At 65.6% G+C, this 21,247-nt stretch carries 18 protein-coding genes and 1 tRNA gene; 13 read left to right on the top strand and 6 right to left on the bottom strand.

The features are described from left to right. Positions 1-149: 149 nt before the first annotated feature. Entirely contained in the window at positions 150-926 is a 777-nt protein-coding gene (locus HK108_RS04970; protein WP_181270730.1) for a hypothetical protein, read from the bottom strand. 15 nt (positions 927-941) lie between these two features. Beyond that, positions 942-1,541 (bottom strand): CGNR zinc finger domain-containing protein, encoded by a 600-nt coding sequence (locus HK108_RS04965; protein ID WP_139909871.1) that lies wholly within the window; start codon positions 1,539-1,541, stop codon positions 942-944. 227 nt (positions 1,542-1,768) lie between these two features. Between HK108_RS04965 and HK108_RS04960 the strand changes: the two genes are divergently transcribed. Together HK108_RS04960 and HK108_RS04955 are read left to right on the top strand one after the other, a co-directional pair. Beyond that, positions 1,769-2,731 carry an EamA family transporter gene (locus tag HK108_RS04960; RefSeq protein WP_181270729.1) on the top strand — a complete coding sequence of 321 codons (963 nt, stop codon included), beginning with the start codon at positions 1,769-1,771 and terminating at the stop codon, positions 2,729-2,731. A 104-nt stretch (positions 2,732-2,835) separates the two neighbouring features. Beyond that, positions 2,836-4,515, top strand: coding sequence for an ABC-F family ATP-binding cassette domain-containing protein (locus HK108_RS04955; RefSeq protein ID WP_181270728.1), 1,680 nt, complete (start codon positions 2,836-2,838; stop codon positions 4,513-4,515). 82 nt (positions 4,516-4,597) lie between these two features. On the opposite strand, the gene HK108_RS04950 is transcribed toward HK108_RS04955, so the two are convergent. After that, positions 4,598-6,232, bottom strand: coding sequence for a DNA repair helicase XPB (locus HK108_RS04950; RefSeq protein ID WP_137211323.1), 1,635 nt, complete (start codon positions 6,230-6,232; stop codon positions 4,598-4,600). 136 nt (positions 6,233-6,368) lie between these two features. Beyond that, the gene (locus HK108_RS04945) at positions 6,369-8,450 is read right to left on the bottom strand and encodes a helicase-associated domain-containing protein (protein ID WP_181270727.1); all 2,082 of its coding nucleotides are present in this window, start codon (positions 8,448-8,450) and stop codon (positions 6,369-6,371) included. Between the two features lie 73 nt (positions 8,451-8,523). On the opposite strand from HK108_RS04945, the gene HK108_RS04940 reads away from it, so the two are divergent. The 5 genes from HK108_RS04940 to HK108_RS04920 all read left to right on the top strand — a co-directional run bounded on the left by HK108_RS04940 (position 8,524) and on the right by HK108_RS04920 (position 12,462). After that, entirely contained in the window at positions 8,524-8,754 is a 231-nt protein-coding gene (locus tag HK108_RS04940) for a hypothetical protein (protein ID WP_101543627.1), read from the top strand. Positions 8,755-9,159: 405 nt separating this feature from the next. Then, a complete protein-coding gene (locus HK108_RS04935) occupies positions 9,160-9,540 on the top strand; it encodes a cold-shock protein (protein WP_101543626.1) in 381 nt (126 codons plus the stop codon). Continuing rightward, the gene (locus HK108_RS04930; protein ID WP_181270726.1) at positions 9,540-10,499 is read left to right on the top strand and encodes a DUF3027 domain-containing protein; all 960 of its coding nucleotides are present in this window, start codon (positions 9,540-9,542) and stop codon (positions 10,497-10,499) included. The genes HK108_RS04935 and HK108_RS04930 overlap by 1 nt, the downstream gene beginning before the upstream one ends. A gap of 8 nt (positions 10,500-10,507) precedes the next feature. Continuing rightward, the gene (locus HK108_RS04925) at positions 10,508-11,785 is read left to right on the top strand and encodes an MFS transporter (RefSeq protein ID WP_181270725.1); all 1,278 of its coding nucleotides are present in this window, start codon (positions 10,508-10,510) and stop codon (positions 11,783-11,785) included. Positions 11,786-11,964: 179 nt separating this feature from the next. Beyond that, the gene (locus HK108_RS04920; RefSeq protein WP_181270724.1) at positions 11,965-12,462 is read left to right on the top strand and encodes a DUF456 domain-containing protein; all 498 of its coding nucleotides are present in this window, start codon (positions 11,965-11,967) and stop codon (positions 12,460-12,462) included. Between the two features lie 460 nt (positions 12,463-12,922). On the opposite strand, the gene serC is transcribed toward HK108_RS04920, so the two are convergent. Further along, positions 12,923-14,104 carry a phosphoserine transaminase gene (gene serC, locus HK108_RS04915; protein WP_181270723.1) on the bottom strand — a complete coding sequence of 394 codons (1,182 nt, stop codon included), beginning with the start codon at positions 14,102-14,104 and terminating at the stop codon, positions 12,923-12,925. Between the two features lie 146 nt (positions 14,105-14,250). On the opposite strand from serC, the gene pdxH reads away from it, so the two are divergent. The 6 genes from pdxH to HK108_RS04885 all read left to right on the top strand — a co-directional run bounded on the left by pdxH (position 14,251) and on the right by HK108_RS04885 (position 20,973). Continuing rightward, entirely contained in the window at positions 14,251-14,922 is a 672-nt protein-coding gene (gene pdxH / locus HK108_RS04910; protein ID WP_181270722.1) for a pyridoxamine 5'-phosphate oxidase, read from the top strand. Positions 14,923-15,126: 204 nt separating this feature from the next. Next, positions 15,127-16,599, top strand: a complete 1,473-nt coding sequence (locus tag HK108_RS04905; protein WP_181270721.1) for an aldehyde dehydrogenase family protein — start codon at positions 15,127-15,129, stop codon at positions 16,597-16,599. Positions 16,600-16,862: 263 nt separating this feature from the next. Beyond that, positions 16,863-17,549: an iron-dependent transcriptional repressor DtxR gene (locus HK108_RS04900; protein WP_181270720.1), complete on the top strand. Its 687-nt coding sequence runs from the start codon at positions 16,863-16,865 to the stop codon at positions 17,547-17,549. Between the two features lie 457 nt (positions 17,550-18,006). After that, complete coding sequence (locus HK108_RS04895; RefSeq protein WP_181270719.1) at positions 18,007-18,825, top strand: C40 family peptidase; 819 nt, start codon at positions 18,007-18,009, stop codon at positions 18,823-18,825. 415 nt (positions 18,826-19,240) lie between these two features. Further along, positions 19,241-19,741, top strand: a complete 501-nt coding sequence (locus HK108_RS04890) for an HNH endonuclease (RefSeq protein WP_139468172.1) — start codon at positions 19,241-19,243, stop codon at positions 19,739-19,741. A gap of 167 nt (positions 19,742-19,908) precedes the next feature. Further along, positions 19,909-20,973 (top strand): universal stress protein, encoded by a 1,065-nt coding sequence (locus tag HK108_RS04885; protein WP_139468173.1) that lies wholly within the window; start codon positions 19,909-19,911, stop codon positions 20,971-20,973. Between the two features lie 152 nt (positions 20,974-21,125). On the opposite strand, the gene HK108_RS04880 is transcribed toward HK108_RS04885, so the two are convergent. After that, positions 21,126-21,201: transfer RNA gene (locus tag HK108_RS04880), tRNA-Arg, on the bottom strand. Between the last annotated feature and the right edge of the window lie 46 nt (positions 21,202-21,247).

The following is a 21,247-nucleotide window of genomic DNA, read 5'->3' as shown; positions in this document are numbered from 1 at the left end:
AAGTCGTTTTGAGTCCTGGATCGGGTATTCGCTCTCAGGAATGAAGGCCTGATTTCAGTGAAAAATGTGGTCGCGACCAGATTAGGTTCAGAAACGATCGTCGGGGCGGGTGTGGGTAGGGCGGGTTCAGCTGAGTATGGGTGTTCGGGTCAGTGCGGGCGCGGCGGGCGAGGGTCGGGAGACATCGGGAAGATGGTGCCCGACCGGGACGTCGGATTCTCTCGGATCTCATGCGGTGGGCGGAGGTCGAAGAGCTGCTGGGTGACGGCAAAGCGCCGAGTCCGCTCAGGTCGGTGGCGGTCATAGATCACCTGGCCGACAGTACCTCGTAGTGAAGGCCCCTGCTGGACGAGGTGACGGGCCCAGCGGTCCCGGCCCTTGTTATCGACGAAGTGAACCACGGTCAGGCTCGGTGCTCTTGCCGAGGAACCGGACCAGTAGTCGATAACGCTGCCTTCGGCCAATGCTGCATTGGGGTAGGGAGGGCGGTCGAGAATCGGATAACGGGCCTTACGGAATGTGAGCAGGCAGACGGCGATGAGTCCGAGGCCGGCGGCGATTGCAACCACCCACCAGATCGGAGCCGCGTCTGTCATGGCGGGAACGAAGCCGAGGCCGAGCCCGCCGCCGGCCCCGAGTGCCGCCAGCTGGTATCGGAAGAATCTGGACAGGCTGCCGCCGGTGCGGAAGCGGCCGAGGGCCGCGAGCACGAGCAGGAAGCTGATGGCGGCAGAGACGAGGGCCACGATGACGGCGAGGGCGCTGAAGACGACTTTTTCGCTCAGCAGCCCTCCGGGATCCGCGGGAAGGAATGACAGCACCGCAATGGCGAAGCCCGACGTCAGCGTGGCCGACATGGTGGTGATGCCTGCAAGGCCGGCGGCGAGCTTGCGTCCGGCGGTGATGCGCAAGGGTTGAAGTGACATGGGCGGCTCCTCTTATTAGTCGTGGGAGTCGGCGTCGGAGTGGCGGGCGCGGAATGCCGCGACGTGTGTGCGGGTGGCGCAGCTGCCGGTATCGCAGAAGCGCTTCGAGCGATTGCGGCTGAAGTCGGCGAGGTAGGCGCGGCAGTCCTCGGCGGCGCAGCGGCCGAGCCGGTCGAGATCGCCGGAGCGGATGAGGTCGATGAGGACCAGAGCGACATCGGCGGCCACTCGGTCGGCCAGGCTGGCTTGAGCGCCGGTCGCGTGCAGGTGCCAGTCCCAGTGGTCGTGTTTGACCAATTGCGGCACTGACCCCGAGTCGCTCAGTGTGAGATTGATCTCATCGACGACCGCGATCGTCCCCGCTTCGACCTCGTCGTCGGTCTCGGCGTCGATGCTCGCATCCAGTGCTGCGGCGAATCTGCGGCGCAGCTCCAGGGTCTCGTCGACGTCGCTTCTGGTGGCGGTCAAAGGTCCGGAGAAGTCGTGCCGGGCCGCGAATTCGCGGAGTTTCGCGGTTGTCGTCAGTTCGTCACCGCCGTCCGTGATGTCGCCGGAGGTGTTGAGGAGGTCGACGAGCATCGTGAGGTTCGCGCGAATGTCGTAGATGAAAGCCATGGTGAATAACATTCTGCCACAGGATGTAAGGACCAAAATGCACTTGACCCATTTCAATTTCAGGGCCGATACTGAAACCGGCAGCCGTCGGACCGCCTCGGCGAGGGGATGATCCGGCACCGCACCATCCGCTCAGCGTCGCACTGTCAACTCAACACCGCACCACCACCTCGGGGACGTCTGTCCTCGTACGCCACTCAACGTTTCGCCACATCAGGAGGTCAGGAATGAATCGCACCGTCATCGCAGGGTTCCTGCTCACTCTTGCCTCCGCGTTCTTCTTCGCCGTGTCGGGGCCGATCGCGAAAACGATGTACGCGATCGGGTGGACGCCGGGCGCGGTGGTGCTCATCCGCTTGGCCGGCTCCGCGGTCCTGCTGCTCATCCCCACCCTCATCGCCCTGCGCGGACGCTGGGGCGAAGTGCTCACGCACTGGCGCACCGTCGTCACCTACGGCCTGGTCTCGATGGCCGGCGTCCAGGGGTTCTACTTCGTCGCCGTCGAACACCTCACCGTGGCTGTGGCGCTGCTGCTGGAGATGACCGCGCCGATGCTCATCGTCTTCTGGATCTGGGCGCGAACGCGGACCCGGCCGGCGACCGTGACATTCATCGGGGTCGTCGTCTCGATGATCGGGCTCCTGCTCGTGCTCAACCTGCGCGGATCGTCGATCAGCATCTTCGGCGTGGTTATGGCGATGGCTGCCGCGGTCTGCCTGGCCAGCTACTTCCTCGTCTCTGCGAAGGACACGATCACGATCCCGCCGGTCGCGCTGACAGGTCTGGGCATGGGCATCGGGGCGCTGGCGATGTCGGCCATCGTGCTCGCCGGCGTCATGCCGTGGAACGCGGTGACGGCGGACGTCGACTTCGGCGGGGTGTCGATGTCGTGGGTCGTGCCGATGGCGATGATCGTCGTCTTCACGGTCGGCGCCTACATCACCGGGATCCTCGGTCTGCGCTATGTCGGGGCGACGGTCGGATCGTTCGTCAATCTCGTCGAGGTCCCGTTCTCCGTCATCGTCGCTTGGCTGGTCCTCTTCGAGATGCCCGCCCCGATCCAGCTCTTCGGCGGAGTCTTCATCCTCGGCGGCGTCGGCTTCATCAAGTGGGGCGAGTCCCGCCTGGCCCGCCGCGTCGCCCGCCGCGAGGTCGTCGCCAAGTCCGAACCTTCCCTCATCACTACGTAATTACTACCTGACGGGGACCCAGCAACCTGGCGCCAGGTTGCTGGGCCGCCCTCAGGTAGTTCGAAGACATCTGCGATGGCAAGAGATATTGATAGGTTGACCACATGGGCCATATCGAGATCAACGATGTCTCCTACACCCTCGCCGACGGCAGGCCTCTGCTCGGATCGGTGTCGTTTCGCGTCGGGGACGGGGCCAAATCCGCGCTCATCGGAGCCAACGGTGCCGGCAAAACCACCCTCCTGAGGATCCTCACCGGTGAGCTCGTCCCTGATGAGGGAGCTGTTTCGCATACCGGCAGCATCGGATTGATGCGTCAGTTCATCTCCGCCGATACCGTCGCCGAGGCGCTCGAGGAACTGGCTCCGAAGCCGATCCGTCGTGCGGCGGCGAATCTGCGTCGGGCCGAAGAGAAGCTGCTCGGACCCGAGAGCGAGTCGACGGCTGTGCAGATGGCCTACGCCACGGCGATCAACGATTGGTCGGACGTGGGCGGATACGACGCCGAGGTGCTGTGGGACACCTGCACCACCTCGGCGCTGGGAATGTCGTACGACCGCTGCCGGGACCGTAAGATCTCCACCCTGTCGGGAGGGGAGCAGAAGAAACTCGTGCTCGAAGCGCTCCTGCGCGGCCCCGATGACATCCTCATCCTCGACGAGCCCGACAACTTCCTCGATGTCCCGGGCAAGCGCTGGCTCGAAGCCGAGCTCAAGGACACGGACAAGAGCGTCCTCTTCGTGTCCCACGATCGTGAGCTGCTTGCACAGGCGGCCACGCAGATCATCACCGTCGAGCTCTCTGCGGCGGGGAACACCGCATGGGTGCATCCGGGCGGATTCGGCACCTACCACGCGGCCCGGTCGGACCGGTTCGAACGGCTCGAGGAGCTGCGCAGGCGATGGGACGAGGAGCACGCGAAGCTGCGGTCGCTGGTGCAGATGTACAAGCAGAAGGCCGCTTACAACTCGGACATGACTTCGCGGTACCGGGCCGCGCAGACTCGTCTCGAGCGTTTCGAGACCGCCGGCCCGCCCGAAGCCATTCCGCGTGAACAGGATCTCGGAATGCGTCTGCGCGGCGGACGCACGGGCAAGATCGCGATCGTCGCCGATGCGCTTGAACTCACCGACCTCATGCTGCCGTTCGACCTCGAAGTTCATTACGGGGATCGGATCGCCGTACTCGGATCGAACGGGTCGGGAAAGTCGCACTTCCTGAGGCTGCTCGCAGCCGGCGGCAGCGACCCCGAACCCGAGCACCGCCCGGCCTCTGACATCGACATCGCACCCGTCGCCCACGACGGAACAGTGCGGCTCGGAGCCCGCGTGCGCCCCGGCTGGTTCGCGCAGACGCACGGCCGCCCGGACTTGCGCGGGCGGACCCTGCTCGAGATCCTCCACCGCGGGGACGAACATCGAGCAGGCCTGCCGCGAGAACCGGCTTCGCGGGCGCTTGCCCGCTACGAGCTGGCCGGTGCTGCAGAACAGTCCTTCGATTCGCTTTCGGGCGGACAGCAGGCGCGCTTTCAGATCCTGCTGCTCGAGCTCGCGGGCGCGACTCTTCTTCTGCTCGACGAACCCACCGACAACCTGGACCTCGTCTCCGCTGAGGCATTGCAGACTGCGCTGCAATCGTTTGATGGGACGGTACTGGCGGTCACTCACGACCGCTGGTTCGCTCGTGACTTCGACCGATTCCTCGTCTTCGGGGCCGACGGCGAAGTCTATGAGTCGACAACACCGGTCTGGGACGAAGGTCGCGTGGTTCGCGACCGGAGGTGAGTCTCCCCGAACTACCTGACGGCGGCCCAACAACCTGGCGCCAGGTTGCTGGGCCGCCGTCGGGTAGTAATTGAGGGGAGAGTCAGCGGACTTCGATGCTGTAGCTGTAGCCCTGTTCGGTGAGGAAGCGGCGGCGCTGAGCCGCGAAATGCTCATCGACGGTATCGGCGGCGACGACCGTGTAGAACGTGGCCGAACCCTTGTCTTCCTTCGGACGCAGGATCCGTCCGAGGCGCTGAGCCTCCTCCTGCCGGGACCCGAACGCTCCGGAGACCTGGATCGCCACCGAGGCGGCCGGCAGATCCACTGAGAAGTTCGCGACCTTCGAGACGACGAGCACCGGAATCTCCCCGGACCGGAACTCGCGGAAGAGCTCCTGGCGCACCGATTCAGGGGTCTGCCCGGTGAGCACGGGCGCACCGAGTTCGGCTCCGATCTCCTCGAGCTGGTCGAGGTACTGACCGATGACGAGGATTTGGGCATCCGGATGATCGGCGACGAGCTCGGAGACGATCGGCAGCTTCGCATCCGATGTCGCGGCCAACCGGTACCGGTCCTCCCCGTCGGCGCGGGCATACGCGGTTCGGGTTCCGCCGTCGAGCCGGACGCGGACTTCATGGCAGGCGGCCGAAGCGATGTAGCCGAGTCGTTCGAGTTCCTTCCATGGCACCTCGTACTGCTTGGGCCCGATGAGGGAGAACACCTCGTCCTCGCGTCCGTCCTCACGCACCAGCGTCGCGGTCAGGCCGAGGCGACGGCGAGCCTGCAAGCTTGCGGTCAGTCGGAAGATCGGCGCCGGAAGCAGATGCACCTCGTCATAGATGACCAGGCCCCAGTCCTTGGCATCGAGGAGCTCGAGGTGGAGGTACGAACCCTTCCTGCGGGTGGTGAGCACCTGGTAGGTGGCGATGGTGATCGGGCGGATCTCCTTCGTCGATCCCGAATATTCGCCGACCTCGTCCTCGGTCAGGGTGGTGCGGCGCAGGATCTCGTCCTTCCACTGCTTGGCCGAGACCGAGTTCGTCACGAGGATGAGCGTCGTCGTCTGCACCCGAGACATGGTGGCCACACCGACGACCGTCTTCCCCGCACCGCACGGCAGAACGACGACCCCGGACTCACCGGACAGCGACTGGTCGATCGCCTGCTTCTGGTAGTCGCGCAGATGCCATTGACCGCCGTGGGCATCATCGGACAGGGAGATCTCGTGGGCTTCACCGTCGACGTAGCCGGCGTGGTCGGAGACCGGGTGGCCCAGCTGCAGCAGGGCGTGTTTGAGCTCCCCGCGCTCGGAGGGGTGGACGAGGACGGATTCGGCATCGATGCGTTTGCCGAACTTGCCGACGAGGTCGGGCTGACCGACGAGCTCATCGAGCAGTCCCGTCTCCGTCGACGTCAGGGTCAGTCCGTGGATCGGATGGTCGATGAGGGTGAGCACACCGAAGCGGTCCATGATGTCGACGATGTCGACGAGCAGCTCATGAGGGACCGGGTACTTCGCGAATTCGAGGAGCACATCGACGACGGATTCGGCATCGTGGCCGCTGGCGCGAGCGTTCCACAGTCCCAGCGGAGTGATCTCATAGGTGTGGATGTACTCCGGGGTCCGCGACAGCTGCGCAAACGGGGCGATCGCCACGGCCGCCTCGACGGCCAGAGGATGTCCCGATTCCAGCAGCACAGTCCGATCGGACTGCACGATCAACGGACCATTCATTCAATACTTCCCTTCCCGAAGTGTGATGACACCAGAGGACACAACACGTCCATCACCTCGATTGTTCCCGCTCCGAGCTACCTGACGGGGGCCCTGATACCTCGCGCCAGGTTGCTGGGCCCCCGTCAGGTAGCAATTAAGGGGAGGGGTCGACGGAGACGATGCGGGCGACGGACAGGGAAGCCTCGGCGCCGGTGGTCGTCACCACTCCGCGGACGCGGCCGGCGTTGAGGGTGGTCGGCAGCATCTCGATCGTCCGTTCCTTGCCGTGGGAATCCGCGATCCGGATGAGCACGCGACGCTTCTCCTCCGCCGCTTCCCGCAGCCGATCCATATGCCCTAAAGGCTCATCCGTGCTCATTTGGGCGGCCGCCGCCGGTGCGGACCGCAGGATCCGAATATATTCGCCGAGGTGGCCGTCGCTGACCCGCGGACGTCGCCTCACGCTGACCTCGGGTTCCGATTCGGTGATCACCCGACGTTTGCGCACGGGTCCGGCTGCCGAATGCAGCAGAGCATGATGATCCCCGGCCTCGAGCAGGTGCATCGTCCGCTCCGGGCCCAGCTGGGCGATCGCCACGGTCGGAGCCAGCCGTTCGAGACCGGCCGGCATCATCGCCTGATCGGAGAGGATGACATCGAGGTCGACCGGGTCGTCGACGATGAGCACCGCCCGGGCCCCTGCCACCCGCACCCGGCGCAGCTTCGAGGCCGTGTTCTGCACGAGGAATTCCAAGGTCGACGGCAGCTCTTCGGCACTGATGCCTGCAAGTTCGGCCAAGGCCTCCTCCGGGGTGGTCCCGGACTGCATGGTGTCTTCGATGGTCTCGGCGTCGATGCGATAGACGGTGCCCTGGCCGCGTGCCTCGACGACGGCATACTTGCGCAGAATACGGTGGACCCGTGGTTCGATCGGGCCGGTGGCCACGGCGGTGAGATCGGACTGGATGAGCACTGTGTCGACCTCGGCCCCCAGCCCCTCGGCGACCGCGGCGATGACATCGCCGGGCACTGTCAGGGCCTCGACGGACACACCCAACGGCAGGATCGAGGGGTCCTGCTCGGCATGCTCGGCCATCGCCCGATCCAGCCCGGCGGCCAGTCGAAGACCGAACCGGCTCGGACCGAAATGATCCGGCTCCTGCAGCGGAGTCGTCGCCAACCCGAAGCTCACACAGGTGTGGAGAACGGCCTCGGTCATTGCGAATTCGTGCGCCGGCAGGAGCGGATGCCGACGCAGCACCTCGGCATGGATCCACCCGGCCGACCGTGCCGAGCCCAGACCGATGTCATGGAGGACGGAGAGCACGGCGAAGCGCAGCAGCGGCATCGCCGGCACCGACAGCCCATAGCCCTTGAACAGGGACTTCTTCGGAGCCGCGAGCACCGTGAGGCGTTCGTTCTCGCTCGCCCCCGCCGCCAGCTGCGTGACGTCGAGCAGATCGCGCAGCCACGCCCCGATCAGCGCCGCCCACAGTTCGGCACGATCGCCGGCGAGGGCGGAGTCGGCATCGTCGGCGGCCGTCCACTGCGGATCGAGCGCATCGTCGAGGACCCCGATGAGGTGCAGCGATTTCGCCGCCTGCAGCAGGGTGATCGTCTGCTCGAGACCCAGTTCGAGGGTGCGGGCGAGTCGGGAGACGTCTCGTTTCGAGATGCCGCCGCTGGTCAGCCGGGAGATCGGGGAGGCGGCGAGCTCATCGACGAGGCCGCGCAGAGATGAGATGACCTCGGCCACGGCGGCCTGTTCGCTGTTGTGGATGAGCGGCTGGCCGATCGTGGCCGTGCTCGCATCGACCGACGAAGGGTTGAACTGCCACGGATATGCCCTGGCTGATTCGGCCGCCGAGGTGGGCAGCAGGGTGATGGCCTCGGACTGGATCCGCCAGTTCCCATCCCTACCGGCCGGCCATGCCAGGCCGAGGTCGCGCAGTCGGGGCAGGGCCTCCTCGGCGAGGGCGGGATCGATATGCGGATTGCCCATGATCTTGATCTCCGGCGTCGTCCGGGCCGCCTTGGCCAAGGCGATGAAGACCTCGAGCGACTGCGCATCGAGAGCTTCGATGCCGCGGGAGACCCCGATGCGCGAGGACGCGGCCGCGGCCAGGGCCGCCATCGTCGGGGACTCGGGTTGGAGGAGGTCGCGTCGAGTCCGGACGAAGGACTCGAAGTCGGCATCTGCACTGTGGGACAGCCACTGGCTGAAGGTCATTGACATCGCAGATCAGTCTATCGCGAGGGGTACAATGGAGGCGCAGAGAAGGATCAGAGATCGGACGGAAGGACGCGCATTGTCAGCCACTCGAGTCGACACGACCATCGTCGTCGCCGCGGTTGCCGCCGCAGCCATCGGGGCGCTCGGCCTCATCGGCGTCCTCGGCCAGGCCTGGATGGGACTGACGCCCAGTCCGCTGCTGACCTACCTGCCCATGATCCTCGTGCCCATCGCCGTCATCCTCGCCTGCGTGGCCATGATCCGAGCCGCCATCCGACGCAGACAGACCGGGGTGGGCCACCGCTGAAACCATCACTCATGCTTCACCCCGCAGGTTCGGGTACGGGCATGAGCCCCACCCGCACAGTGTGATCGAATGGTGCGGATCCCCACCTCGCCGAGGCGGCCGACCACCCAATCGCGTACGCCCCCGTGATCTCCCGCCGCGGACAAGGTGCTCACCGCCACCCTGCACGTGACCTCCACGGACAGGTGAGAGCCAGGGATCACAGCGCCGATGCGATGCCCTCGGTCCCGCAGTCGGCATGGTCTGGCTGACGGCGATGAGGGCACACGAGCACAGCGACCACACCACCCGACCTGCTTGCCGGCCGCGGAATCCGACTCCGCAGCTGACCGACACACAGCCCGCACCTGCGGGCACCGTACGATCAGCCCGCTTCAACGGGTACGAACAGACAGAAAGGACATCATGCCCACCGGACGCGTGAAATGGTTCGATGCCGACAAGGGCTTCGGCTTCGTCATCGCCGAGGACGGCTCGCAGGCCTTCCTCCATTCCTCCGTGCTGCCCGAGGGAGTCGAAGTCACCAAGGGCACCCGGCTCGAATACGATGTCGTCGATTCCCGCCGCGGAGCGCAGGTGCTCAAGGCCCGCCCGATCACCACTCCCGGCAAAGTCGCTAAGGCCCGCCGACGTCCGGCCGTGGACATGGCAGTTATGGTTGAAGATGTCATCAAAGTTTTGGATGACCTCAACAACGGACTGCAGCACGGCCGTTACCCGGACCCCACCCATGGGAACAAGGTCGCCAGCCTGCTGCGGGCGATTGCCGACGATTTGGAGTCCTGATGTCATCACTGTTCAGTGATTGGCTGGCCCGGCAGACCGCCGCGCCCGCCGAGAACGACGCCGAACAGACCACCGAGGCGGCCCCAGGCAGCGATGTGCCGACCGCTGCGGGCGAATCGACCGCCGCTGGAAGTGCGGTCGCCGCGGATTCCGGCACGGCTGCCTCGGCGAAGGCATCGAAGACCGGTCGTCCGCGATCGGGCACGGAGAAGGTCGTCCTCGACACCCAGCTGGCCGCGGCGATCGACATCGCACGCACCGCCATCACCGAGGTGGCCGGCACCGCCGTCGTCGGCGAACACCTGGGCGCCGTGGCCGAGGCGACCCGTCTCGTCACCCACTACTTCGTGTGCACCGACCCGACCTACCGCGGTTGGCGGTGGGTGGCCGTGCTCGCCCGCGCTCCGCGTGCGAAGAAGGTCACGGTCTGCGAAACCGCGCTGCTGCCCGGGCCCGATGCCCTCGTCGCCCCCGAATGGGTGCCGTGGGAGGAACGACTCGAACCCGGCGACATGGGTCCGCGCGACACCCTGCCGAAGCTCGACCAGGATCCGAACCTGCAGCCGGGCTTCCAGCAGACCGAGGACAATTCGGCGGACAACGTCGACCAGATCCAGAACTTCGAATTCGGTCTCGGTCGTGAACGCGTGCTCTCCTCCGACGGGCTGAGCGCGGCCGCGAGCCGGTGGTCGGATTCCGATGCCGGACCCGACAGCGAGTTCGCCTCACGCGCGGCCGGACACTGCGGCAGCTGCGGCTACCTCATGCCGATCGCCGGATCGCTGCGCCAGAAGTTCGGGGTCTGCGCCAATGCGTGGTCGCCGTTCGACGGTCGCGTGGTCGGACTCGAATCCGGGTGCGGTGCGCATTCGGAGACCGATGTGAGACGGCCGAACAACGAGCCTGCTGAAGCAGTCGTCGACGACTACTCCGGCGTGCTCGAGTTCCAGGAGGGCTGAACCACTCGATGTCCCAGATGTTCCGGTCACTGTCGGAGCCGAACTACCGGCACTGGTTCGCCGGTGCCCTGATCTCCAACACCGGGACATGGATGCAGCGCACGGCGCAGGACTGGATCGTCCTGACCATGCTCACGGACAACAACGCTTCGGCGCTCGGCCTCACCATGGCTCTCCAGCTGGGCCCGCAGCTGATCATGTTCCCGTTCGCGGGCAACCTCGTCGACAAGTTCGACAAACGGCGTCTGCTCATGGTCACTCAGGCGCTGCTGGGATTCATCGGACTCGTCCTCTTCGTCCTCACCATCACCGACGTCATCGTCCTCTGGCACGTCTACGTGCTTGCGTTCACGCTCGGGATGCTGACAACCCTGGACAACCCGGCCAGGCAGGCCTTCGTCTCCGAACTCGTCGGTGAGAAGTTGCTGCCGAATGCCGTCAGCCTCAACTCGGCGTCCTTCAACGGCGCCCGCATGATCGGTCCGGCCGTGGCCGGTGTGCTCACCGCTGTCATCGGGCCCGGTCCCGTCTTCCTCATCAGCGGACTCGGCTTCGCGGCGACGCTCACCGTACTCCTCCGGCTCGACAAATCGAAGCTGCACCCTTCCGGTCGGCGCGGCAAGGGCGGAGTCCTCGGCGGACTGAAGTATCTGCGCAGACGCCCGGACATCACGGTCGTGCTCGTCGTGCTGTTCATCGTCGCGACCTTCGGATTCAACTTCAACATCTACACGGCGACGATGGCGAAGATCGAATTCGGCAAGGACGCCAGCGGCTTCGGCCTGCTCAACTCCGTCATGGCCATAGGCTCGGTGACCGGGGCGCTCGCCTCGGCCAGGCGGGAGAAGCCCCGACTGCGCTTCATCTTCGGCGCCGCCGGCGGATTCGGTGTGGCCGTCGGCGTGGCATCGCTGATGTCCAACTACTACCTCTTCGCCGCCTCGCTCATGTTCGTCGGCTTCGCATCGCTGACGATGATGACTTCGGCGAACGCCTATGTGCAGACGACCACCGCGCCGAACTACCGCGGCCGAGTCATGGCCATCTACGCGGCCGTCGTCATGGGCGGCACCCCGATCGGGGCACCCCTGGCCGGCTGGGTCGCCGATGCCTTCGGACCGCGGATGGCGCTCGTCGTCGGAGCCGCCTCGGGGATCATCGCCTTCGCCGTGGGCCTGCTGTGGATGATCATGGCCAAGGACCTGCGCCTCCATCGGGATCCGAAGTCGCGGATCCGGTTGCACATGAGCTATCAGGGCAGGCCGCCGGGCGGCAGCGGACACTGACGGGTTCGAGCGGGCGGGGCAACTGTCCGCAGGTGGGAGTTCGCCCTGGGGCGGTGTCGGGCGGAAGCCGGCATTCTGCGGGGGTTGGCACTCGGCGGGCCCGGAGGTTCGTGTCATAGACTTTCGATCGACCGCCTCGGCGAGGGATTCGAGGGTCGAGCAAGGGAAACGGACGGACTGTGACAACTGACATCATCACCTCGGTGCTCGTCGGCCTGGCGATCCTCGTCGGCTGCCTGGGCATCATCGTGCCGGTGCTGCCCGGGTCGATCCTCATCGCCATCGCGGTTCTCATCTGGGCGATCATCATCGGCGGACCGACCGCGTGGATCATCTTCGCCATCGTCGCCGTGTTCGTCGCGGCCGGGATGAGCGCCTCGCTCGTGCTCACGGGCCGCAAACTCAAGTCCATGCAGGTGCCGAACTCCTCGGTGCTGCTGGGCGGGGTGCTCGCCGTCATCGGCTTCTTCGTCATTCCGGTGCTGGGCCTGCCGATCGGCTTCGTCGCCGGCCTCTACCTCGCCGAGTATTCCCGCCTCAAGGACGGAAAGACGGCGTGGAACTCCAGCTGGGAGTCGATCAAGGCGATCGGCCTCGGCGCGGGCATCGAGTTCATCCTCGCCATGCTCGCCGGCATCACCTTCGGCATCGGCGTGCTCATCCACTTCTTCGCCTGAGGCTCGCAAGCATCCGTCACCGTTAGGGCTTAACTGCATCGTTGCAGTGGAGTGATTTGCTGCGCAGGGTGAGGGTTGCTCGAAGCCTCGCCAGGTACGTGAGCATCCCCCACCATTAGTGTCAGCTTGGCGCCCGTAGCGGCTTCTCCCACGGCTGCTGGGGCATCTGTCACCTTGAGCGCCGAATCGCCTCGTTGCAGTGGGGTGTTTTGTCGCGAAGGGTGAGGGATGCCCCAAGTTCCGCCCGTGGCGCATGCATCCGTCACCGGTTGCGGCAATACGTCCTCGGAGTGGCTTCTCCTACCGCGGCAAACGCATCCGACGCACTGAGTGCCATAACACCCCTTTGCAACGGGTCGTTATGGCACTGAGTGGAGGAGTTGCGCGGCCGAGGTGCTGGCGGCCGACACTGGAAACTTGCGTATGCGTTGCGTCCGCAGCTGCCTGTCGCGGCTCTGCGCTACTTGAGGGCGTCGATGACGAAGTCGATGCAGGCCAGCAGTGCCCGCACATCGTCGGGGTCGACGGAGACGAAGGTCGCGATGCGCAGCTGGTTGCGGCCGAGCTTGCGGTAGGGCTCCACGTCGACGACGCCATTGGCCCGCAGCACCTTGGCCACAGCAGCAGCATTCACCGAATCATCGAAATCGACGGTGGCCACGACCGACGAACGATCCGCAGCGTCTGCAACATAGGGGTGGGCCGCCTCGGTGGAATCCGCCCAGTCGTAGACGAGCCCGGAGGACTCAGCGGTCCGCTCGGCTGCCCAGGACAGACCGCCGTTGCCGTTGATCCACTCGATCTGTTCGGCGAGCAGCAACAGGGTTGCCACGGCCGGAGTGTTGTAGGTCTGGTCCTTGGCCGAGTTCTCGATCGCGGTGACGAGGTCGAGCGAGGTCGGGATCCAGCGTCCGGAGTCCTTGATCTCCTGCGCGCGGGCGATCGCGCGCGGCGACATGATCGACACCCACAGTCCGCCGTCGGAGCCCATGTTCTTCTGCGGGGCGAAGTAGTAGACGTCGGTCTCGGCGATGTCGACAGCCAGTCCGCCGGCACCTGAGGTGGCATCGATGACGACGAGGGCATCCTCGGCGATCCCGGTCGGACGTGCGATCCGAGTGGCCACACCGGTCGAGGTCTCATTGTGGGGCCAGGCGAAGACGTCGGCGGCGGACTCTCCGGTGGCCGCCTCGGCGGGGGAGTCCACGAGACCAGCGGCAGCCAGGGCCTCCGGTGTCGGGATCGCAGCGGTGCCCGGTTCGGCGCCCAGGACGAGGGACGACTTCAGGTGCGGGGCGGTGTCGGTGGCCTTCGCGAACTTCTGTCCGAACTCGCCGAAGGTCGCGTGCGCGGCCCGTTCGCGGACGAGGCCGAAGGCCGCGATGTCCCAGAACACGGTGGATCCGCCGTTGCCGAGCACCACTTCGTAGCCTTCGGGCAGACTGAACAGCTCGGCCAGTCCGGAGCGGATGCGGCCGACGAGGTTCTTCACCGGAGCCTGGCGGTGGCTGGTGCCGAGCACCTCGGTCGCGGCCGAGGTCAGCGCCTCGATCTGGGCGGGGCGGATGCGGGCCGGGCCGGACCCGAAGCGTCCGTCGGCGGGCAGGAGGTTCTTCGGGATCTCAATGTTCGTCGCAGTCACGCTCGACATTCTACGGCGGGCCCGCCCGGCGCCCGGGACCGGTCCGTCATGTGACGGACGTGCCGACTCGACATTCCCCGCCTCGGCCGCCCCATCGAGGCGGGACCCGGCTGACTCGTGTCCGTGCCGCGTCGTAGAGTGAAGACATGAGTGAGCCCGTCGATCGTCTCCCGCAGACCCGGAAGTCCTATGACTCAGCCGTCTTCGAACACCCGGACACCGCACCCCTGGACCTGCTGCGCCAGTGGTACGACGAGGCGGCCGACCATGTCCGCGAACCGAATGCGATGACCGTCTCGACCCTGGACGAATGGGGCCCGAGCTCGCGCATCGTCCTGCTCAAAGGCCTCGACGAGCGCGGACTGCTGTTCTTCACCGACTACGACTCCGCGAAGGGCCGGCAACTGCGGGCCGACCCCCGCATCGCCGTGAACTTCCCGTGGCAGGACATGGAACGACAGGTCCGCATCCGCGGCCTCGCCGAGGTGGCCGCCCCCGAGGACTCGGACGCGTACTTCGCCGTGCGCCCCCGTGGATCGCAGATCGGGGCGACCGTGTCCAAGCAGTCCCAGCCGGTGACCAGCCGCGAGCAGATGCAGTCCGAATACGATGCAGCGGCGGCCGAGTTCGAGGGTCAGGACGTGCCGCGGCCCGATCATTGGGGAGGATTCCGCGTGCGCGTCTTCGAGATCGAATTCTGGCAGGGTCAGCAGAACCGGTTCCACGACCGGTGGGTCTTCCGCCGCGCCGACGGCAGTCACGACGCGGCCGACCTCGATTACGCCTCGGCCTGGGAGGTCGTCCGCCTCTACCCCTGAGGTTCCTCCCCTGAGCACCGTCGAGCTGTGCCGCAGCGCAGCGGCGGTCGACAGCACCGTTTCGGGGTGCGGATCAGCGGCGCGCCATTGGTCCACGTCACGGGGCCGTGTTGCAGAACGAATCAGCACAGGGCGCCGGCCACCCAGCACAATGGTCACAACATGCGCACCGCAACCGGGCGCAGACGATGCAAAGGAGCACCCATGACACCCCCAGCACTCAGCACCCAGTACGGGCCCGACGCCGTCTTCGATAACCTCATCGGCGGAGCACGGGTGCCCAGCGACGACCGGTCGACGAATACGAACCCGTCCGACCCGTCCGATGTGATCGGCCGGTACGCCCGCGCGGATGCCGCCACGGTCGCCTCGGCGATCGCTGCCGCCCGCGCTGCCGCCCCCGCCTGGGCGGACCTCGGCTCACAGCAGCGATTCGCGATCCTCGACAAGGCCGGCAGCCTCATCGCCGAACGTGCCGATGAACTCGGCGATCTGCTCGCCCGGGAAGAGGGCAAACAGCTCGCCGAAGCCAAGGGCGAGGTGCTGCGCGCTTCCCAGATCTTCAAGTTCTTCGCCGGCGAGACCATCCGCAACACCGGTGAGGTCGTGGACTCGGTCCGCCCCGGACTCATTGCCGAGATGACGCACGAGCCCATCGGCGTCATCGGCATCATCACCCCGTGGAACTTCCCGATCGCCATCCCGGCCTGGAAGATCGCCCCGGCTCTGGCCTTCGGCAACACGATCGCATTCAAACCTGCCGAGCTCGTCCCCGCCAGTGCGTACGCACTGGTCGATATCCTCGCCGAGGCGGGACTGCCCGATGGGGTCCTCAACCTCGTCATGGGGCCGGGCTCCGTGGTTGGGGACGCACTGACCACCTCGGCGAAGGTCGACGCCGTGACCTTCACCGGATCCGTCGCCGTCGGACGGTCCGTCATCGCATCGGCTGCGGCCCACCAGATCAGAGTGCAGTGCGAAATGGGCGGGAAGAATCCGCTCGTCGTGCTCGGCGACGCCGACCTCGAAGCGGCCGCCGAGGCCGCGATCAACGGAGCCTTCTTCTCCACCGGCCAGCGCTGCACCGCGTCCTCCCGCCTCATCGTCACCTCCGGTGTCCACGACGAATTCGTCGCGCTGCTCAAGGAGAAGATGGCGGCGCTGACCGTCGGAGACGCCCGCGCCGAGGGCGTCGCCATCGGACCCGTGGTCTCCAAGACCCAACTCGACCAGGACCTCGATTACATCGCCAAGGCCCGAGCCGAAGGCGGGGAGGTCACCGGCGGTGAGCTCATCGATTCGGACACGGAGGGGTACTTCCTCGCGCCCGCACTCGTCACGGGCACGAAGCCGGGCGACACGATCAACGTCGAAGAGGTCTTCGGTCCGGTCGCCTCGGTGATCGAGGTCGCCGACTACGACGAAGCGCTGTCCGTGGCCAACGACACCGAGTTCGGACTGTCCGCGGGCATCTTCACGACCTCACTGAAATATTCGACCCACTTCAAGCGTTACGCCGATGCCGGAATGGTCATGGTCAATGCCCCGACGGCAGGAGTGGACTATCACGTGTCCTTCGGCGGACGGAAAGGGTCGAGCTATGGTCCCCGTGAACAGGCTCGGGCGGCACGCGAGTTCTTCACAGTGCACAAGACGACCTACACGAATGCGGGCTGAGCAGGCCGGTGCGAATTCCTCCCGAGCGGGCAGATGCACACCCCGGTCGAGCCGTCAGGGGGCGACCGAAGCCGCATCCGGGACGGGGCGAATCCTCGAATCACGGGAATTGCTGAACGCACGATAGGATTGGGGCAGATCGCAACGGCCGCGAACGGGTTCGCCTGTGCGGGGCGGGGCAGGGTCGGAACGACCCGAAATGGTGACAACGCCTGAAACGGTCGAAACGACCTGAAGACGAAGAGTGGAGTGGCTGGTCAGAAGTGAACGACCTCATTGATACAACCGAGATGTACCTCAAATCGATCATCGAGCTCGAAGAACAGTCGATCGTGCCTTTGCGTGCCCGCATCGCCGAGCGCCTGGACCATTCCGGCCCCACCGTGTCACAGACCGTGGCGCGGATGGAGCGCGACGGACTGCTCCACGTCGGCAACGACCGCCATCTCGAGCTCACTCCGGAGGGCCGACGGATCGCCACCGACGTCATGCGCAAGCACCGCCTTGCCGAGCGTCTCCTCTCCGATGTCGTCGGACTCGAATGGGAACTCGTCCACGACGAGGCCTGCCGCTGGGAGCACGTGATGAGCGAGCAGGTCGAGCGCAAGCTCGTGACGCTGCTCTCGGAGACCTCCACCGGGCCCTACGGCAACCCGATCCCCGGACTCGACGTCATCGGCGGCGAGGCCTCGAAGACCACCGACGTCATCGACCTCGCCACGGCAGTCGGCCGGGACGGTGCGAAGAAGCTGACGATCGCTTGGCTGGCCGAACCCCTGCAGGTCGATATCCATCTGCTTCAGCAGTTCCAGGTCGCCGGCGTCCTGCCGGGCAGCGACGTCGAAATCTCTCGCAACGGCGAATACATCACCGTGCAGGTGCGCGGCGCGCAGGACGTACTCGACCTGCCTGTCGAGACCGCCTCGCACGTCTTCGCCTACCGAAGCTGAGACGCCCAGAGGCCTCCGCCGATAGCGGCGAGACTGAGTCTCGGTAACGGGACGAGAGGGCGTTTCGGTGACGGCAGCGCTGTGTCTCGATAACGACGAGACCGAGCAACGGTAACGAAAGAGCGGGTGCCCGAACCCCGATTCGTTACAAATGACTGTGATCTCTGACCCAGGGAGTGGATTTTCCACCCCTGGGTCACGTCGTATAACGAGAAAATGTTACGAATATTCTACGCCATTTAGAGCCTCTGACCTGCGGTTTTATGGAAAACATCACGGTTTTCCTCCGGTGGTTGTGACAAAAACGTGACAATCAGTCACCGATTGGTTACAGTTGTGGAGGTCGTTCACGCAATGACGACTGCACAGCGAGAACCGAACGCCGCGCTCGCTGTGGGATACCAAGGACCAAGAGCGGCGGTTGGCCCGGAAAGCCAATAGGTGCGAGAGGGAAAACGTGGCAACTAAGCAGCATGGCCGCCGCGCCGCCGATGCCAAGGTCAAGACTCCACTGACCGAACTCACTGAACTTCTGAACGCCAACTCAGGCGTCTTCGGCCGTCGCGCAGCAGTTGTCGCTGCCAGCGGTGGTCTGCTGACAGCCGCAGTGATGCCGGCCGCCGGCCAGGGAGCCGACGACCAGAGCAAGGTCTCCGCAGAAGCCGAGACCACCCAGAAGGTCGATTTCGAGAACCAGACCGTCACCATCGGCGACGACTCGAAGGACAAGAAGGACGACAAGAAGTCCGATTCCTTCGGTGTCGAGAGCAAGGCCATCACCGCTGAAGCTGCTCCCAAGCCCAAGCCGAAGCCCAAGCCGGTCGAAACCTCGACTCCCTCCTCCGACGAATCCGCCGGAACCTCCGACGACACCGCCAACAGCGGATCGTCCGATTCGGGCGAGTCCGACTCCAAGGACTCGGGATCCATCGACGGATCCAAGGCCGAGCAGGTCCTCGCCTGGGCCCAGAAGGGCGTCGGAACCCCCTACGTCATGGGCGGAACCAGCCAGAGCGGCTGGGACTGCTCCGGCTACACCTCGTGGGTCTACAGCCACGTCGGCGTGAACCTGCCCCGCACCTCCGGTGCACAGAAGGGTGCAGGCCAGATCGTCTCGCAGTCCGAAGCCAAGCCCGGTGACCTCATCTGGCACCCCGGCCACGTCGGCATCTACGCCGGTGGCGGACAGATGTACGATGCCGGTTCGCCGAGCTCGGGAACCTCGAAGCGCAGCTACAGCTGGATGGGCAACGTCACCTTCATCCGCGTTCTCTGATCTTCTTTCCGATTGCTCCCCGTGAGACTCGACGGTCCTCGAGTCGCACGGGGAGCTTTCGTATGCCCGGAACCTTCGGGCGCACACTCGCACCTACCAGATTCGGTGAACGGAAACCGAAGTTTCCGTGACGCTAGCCGTATGAATTGGGTCACGGGCGCGCGCGGCGTTACTCTGGAGAAGATTGAGTTCCATAAATGGTGGACACCAAGTGGTGTCAACCGCTGATGCGAAGGAAAGCGGATGGGGCATAGTCGAATAATTCGAATAGCCGCTCCAGTCTCTGGTGCGGAGTACATATCTGTCTCCGTGCCCTCTTTCCCAGGCGTCGTGCCCATGAGCACGGCGCCTTTTGTGTTCCCTGGGCTGGGGCAGCCGGTTTCGGCCCGATAGAGAAGAAGATGAGGGGCGAGATATGAAGACTCTCGTGCTGAACGCCGGTTATGAACCGCTGTCGATCGTTCCGTTCACACGAGCCGTGGTGCTCGTGCTGACCGGAAAGGCGACAGTTCTGGCCGCAGAGGACATTCCGGTGAGATCCGAGCACATGAGTCTCGATCAGCCCTCCGTCATCCTGCTCACCCGCTATGTGCGCCCGCCGAGCAACCGCCGCGTCTCGCTCTCCCGTCGCGGAGTCCTGCGTCGCGACGGCCACCGCTGCGCCTATTGCTCGAAACCGGCGTACACCGTCGACCACGTCGTCCCACGGTCCCGCGGAGGAGCGAACACCTGGGAGAATCTCGTCGCGTGCTGCCGCGAATGCAACAATCGCAAGGGCAATCGCACTCTCAGCGAGATCGGCTGGAAGCTCAGCTTCCTGCCGCAGGAGCCCCGCCTGGGTCAGCTGTGGATGCGTGGGATCGACAAGCCCGTCGAGAAGTGGCGACCATTCCTCGAGTACTCCAGCGCTGCCTGACAACAACTCCAGCGCCTCCTGAAAACGGGGCATCGTCCCAGATAGGGGACCGTGTTGTCCATATGTTGGCGCAATTCGGATAACGATGTGACATAGGTGAAGTTCTCACCGTCAATGTGCTCTAGGGTGGACGAAACAGAAGTTCGCTTCGACCCAAGGAGCTTGCGATGAGTGAGCAGGATCGCCCACAGAACCCCGACCCGGCCCCGGCCGGTGAGCCCGAAGCCGTCATCGTCGGAATCGACGGTTCGCCGCCGAGCCGCAACGCCCTGGCCTGGGCGATCCAAGAGGCGCGCTCCCTGGACCGTCCGATCCGCCTCGTCGGCGCCTACACGATCCCGAGCGTGGCCGCGGCCGCGATCGATGTGTCCTATGTGCCCATCGACGACAGCTCGATCCGTGCGGCCGTGACGAACACGCTCAAGGAGGCCGCCGCCGAGGTGAAGGCCGCCGGTGTTCCCGTCGAGGCGGTCATCGAGATCGGAGACGCCGCTGGTGTGCTCATCGACGAATCGAAGACCGGCTGCCTCACCGTCGTCGGCTCCCGCGGGCGCGGCGGCTTCGCCGGTCGTCTCCTCGGCACGGTCTCGAGCGCTCTGCCGGCGCACTCCGCGTGCCCGACGGTCGTCGTCCCCTCCTGCTGGGACAACCAGGCCGAGCGCCCCGCGCACCCGACCTCGTCGCGGCCGATCCGACAGGACGGCGTCGAGGTCGAAACCCACGACCCCAATGCCGAGTCGATCGAAGGTCTGCGCTTCGACGGGAAGGTCGTCGTCGGCGTCGACTCTCTCGGCGCCGAATCCCCGGCGCTGTGGAAGGCGGCCCGATTGGCTGTGCGCCGTGGCTCACCGCTGCACATCGTCGCCGTGATCACCACAACGGTCATCGGTCCCGAGTGGCTGCCGAGCACCGCCGACCTCGAGCGCCTCGTCAACGAGGGCGCGGACAAGCTCGTCGTCGCCAAACAGCGGCTGGCCGAAGAGTTCCCTGATCTCGACGTCACGTGGACGCTCTTCGACGGCCAGCCCGCCGAGGTGCTCGTCCGAGCCTCTGACACGGCCGAAGTGCTCGTCATCGGCTCGCGTGGCCGCGGCGGATTCGCCGGCCTCCTGCTCGGTTCGACCTCGCAGTCGGTGCTGCCGTACTCGCAGTGCCCGACGATGGTCGTCCGCGTCGCCCGCGATCACGGTCGCCGCAAGAGCAACGAGGCCCCGGCAGAGCCTGGCCTCTAGACCCCGCCTGAGTCCGTGAATCCCGATCACGAGGAGCGGATCCTTCAGGCCGGAAGCCAATCACCGAGGCGGCCGATCGATACGATCGGCCGCCTCGGCGATGGTGGGTCTGGGCGACATCGGCAAGTGGATCTTGCTCGGACAGGTGGTTCTGGCGCCCCCGGGCAGATTCGAACTGCCGACACCCGCTTTAGGAGAGCGGTGCTCTATCCCCTGAGCTACGGGGGCCAGGTGGTCGTCCTCAACCACGATCACCCAGTGTAGCGTAGAAGAA

The sequence above is a fragment of the Brevibacterium sediminis genome (assembly GCF_013623905.1).
GTDB lineage: Bacteria > Actinomycetota > Actinomycetes > Actinomycetales > Brevibacteriaceae > Brevibacterium > Brevibacterium sediminis.
Note: the sequence above shows the minus strand (reverse complement) of the source record. Positions and strands in the feature narration are given on the sequence as shown.

What these genes read in the sequence shown, in the direction of transcription:
- HK108_RS04970 (WP_181270730.1), bottom strand. Translation starts at nt 926, where the DNA reads ATGTCACTTCAACCCTTGCGCATCACCGCCGGACGCAAGCTCGCCGCC.
- HK108_RS04965 (WP_139909871.1), bottom strand. Translation starts at nt 1,541, where the DNA reads ATGGCTTTCATCTACGACATTCGCGCGAACCTCACGATGCTCGTCGAC.
- HK108_RS04960 (WP_181270729.1), top strand. Translation starts at nt 1,769, where the DNA reads ATGAATCGCACCGTCATCGCAGGGTTCCTGCTCACTCTTGCCTCCGCG.
- HK108_RS04955 (WP_181270728.1), top strand. Translation starts at nt 2,836, where the DNA reads ATGGGCCATATCGAGATCAACGATGTCTCCTACACCCTCGCCGACGGC.
- HK108_RS04950 (WP_137211323.1), bottom strand. Translation starts at nt 6,232, where the DNA reads ATGAATGGTCCGTTGATCGTGCAGTCCGATCGGACTGTGCTGCTGGAA.
- HK108_RS04945 (WP_181270727.1), bottom strand. Translation starts at nt 8,450, where the DNA reads ATGTCAATGACCTTCAGCCAGTGGCTGTCCCACAGTGCAGATGCCGAC.
- HK108_RS04935 (WP_101543626.1), top strand. Translation starts at nt 9,160, where the DNA reads ATGCCCACCGGACGCGTGAAATGGTTCGATGCCGACAAGGGCTTCGGC.
- HK108_RS04930 (WP_181270726.1), top strand. Translation starts at nt 9,540, where the DNA reads ATGTCATCACTGTTCAGTGATTGGCTGGCCCGGCAGACCGCCGCGCCC.
- HK108_RS04925 (WP_181270725.1), top strand. Translation starts at nt 10,508, where the DNA reads ATGTCCCAGATGTTCCGGTCACTGTCGGAGCCGAACTACCGGCACTGG.
- pdxH (WP_181270722.1), top strand. Translation starts at nt 14,251, where the DNA reads ATGAGTGAGCCCGTCGATCGTCTCCCGCAGACCCGGAAGTCCTATGAC.
- HK108_RS04905 (WP_181270721.1), top strand. Translation starts at nt 15,127, where the DNA reads ATGACACCCCCAGCACTCAGCACCCAGTACGGGCCCGACGCCGTCTTC.
- HK108_RS04890 (WP_139468172.1), top strand. Translation starts at nt 19,241, where the DNA reads ATGAAGACTCTCGTGCTGAACGCCGGTTATGAACCGCTGTCGATCGTT.
- HK108_RS04885 (WP_139468173.1), top strand. Translation starts at nt 19,909, where the DNA reads ATGAGTGAGCAGGATCGCCCACAGAACCCCGACCCGGCCCCGGCCGGT.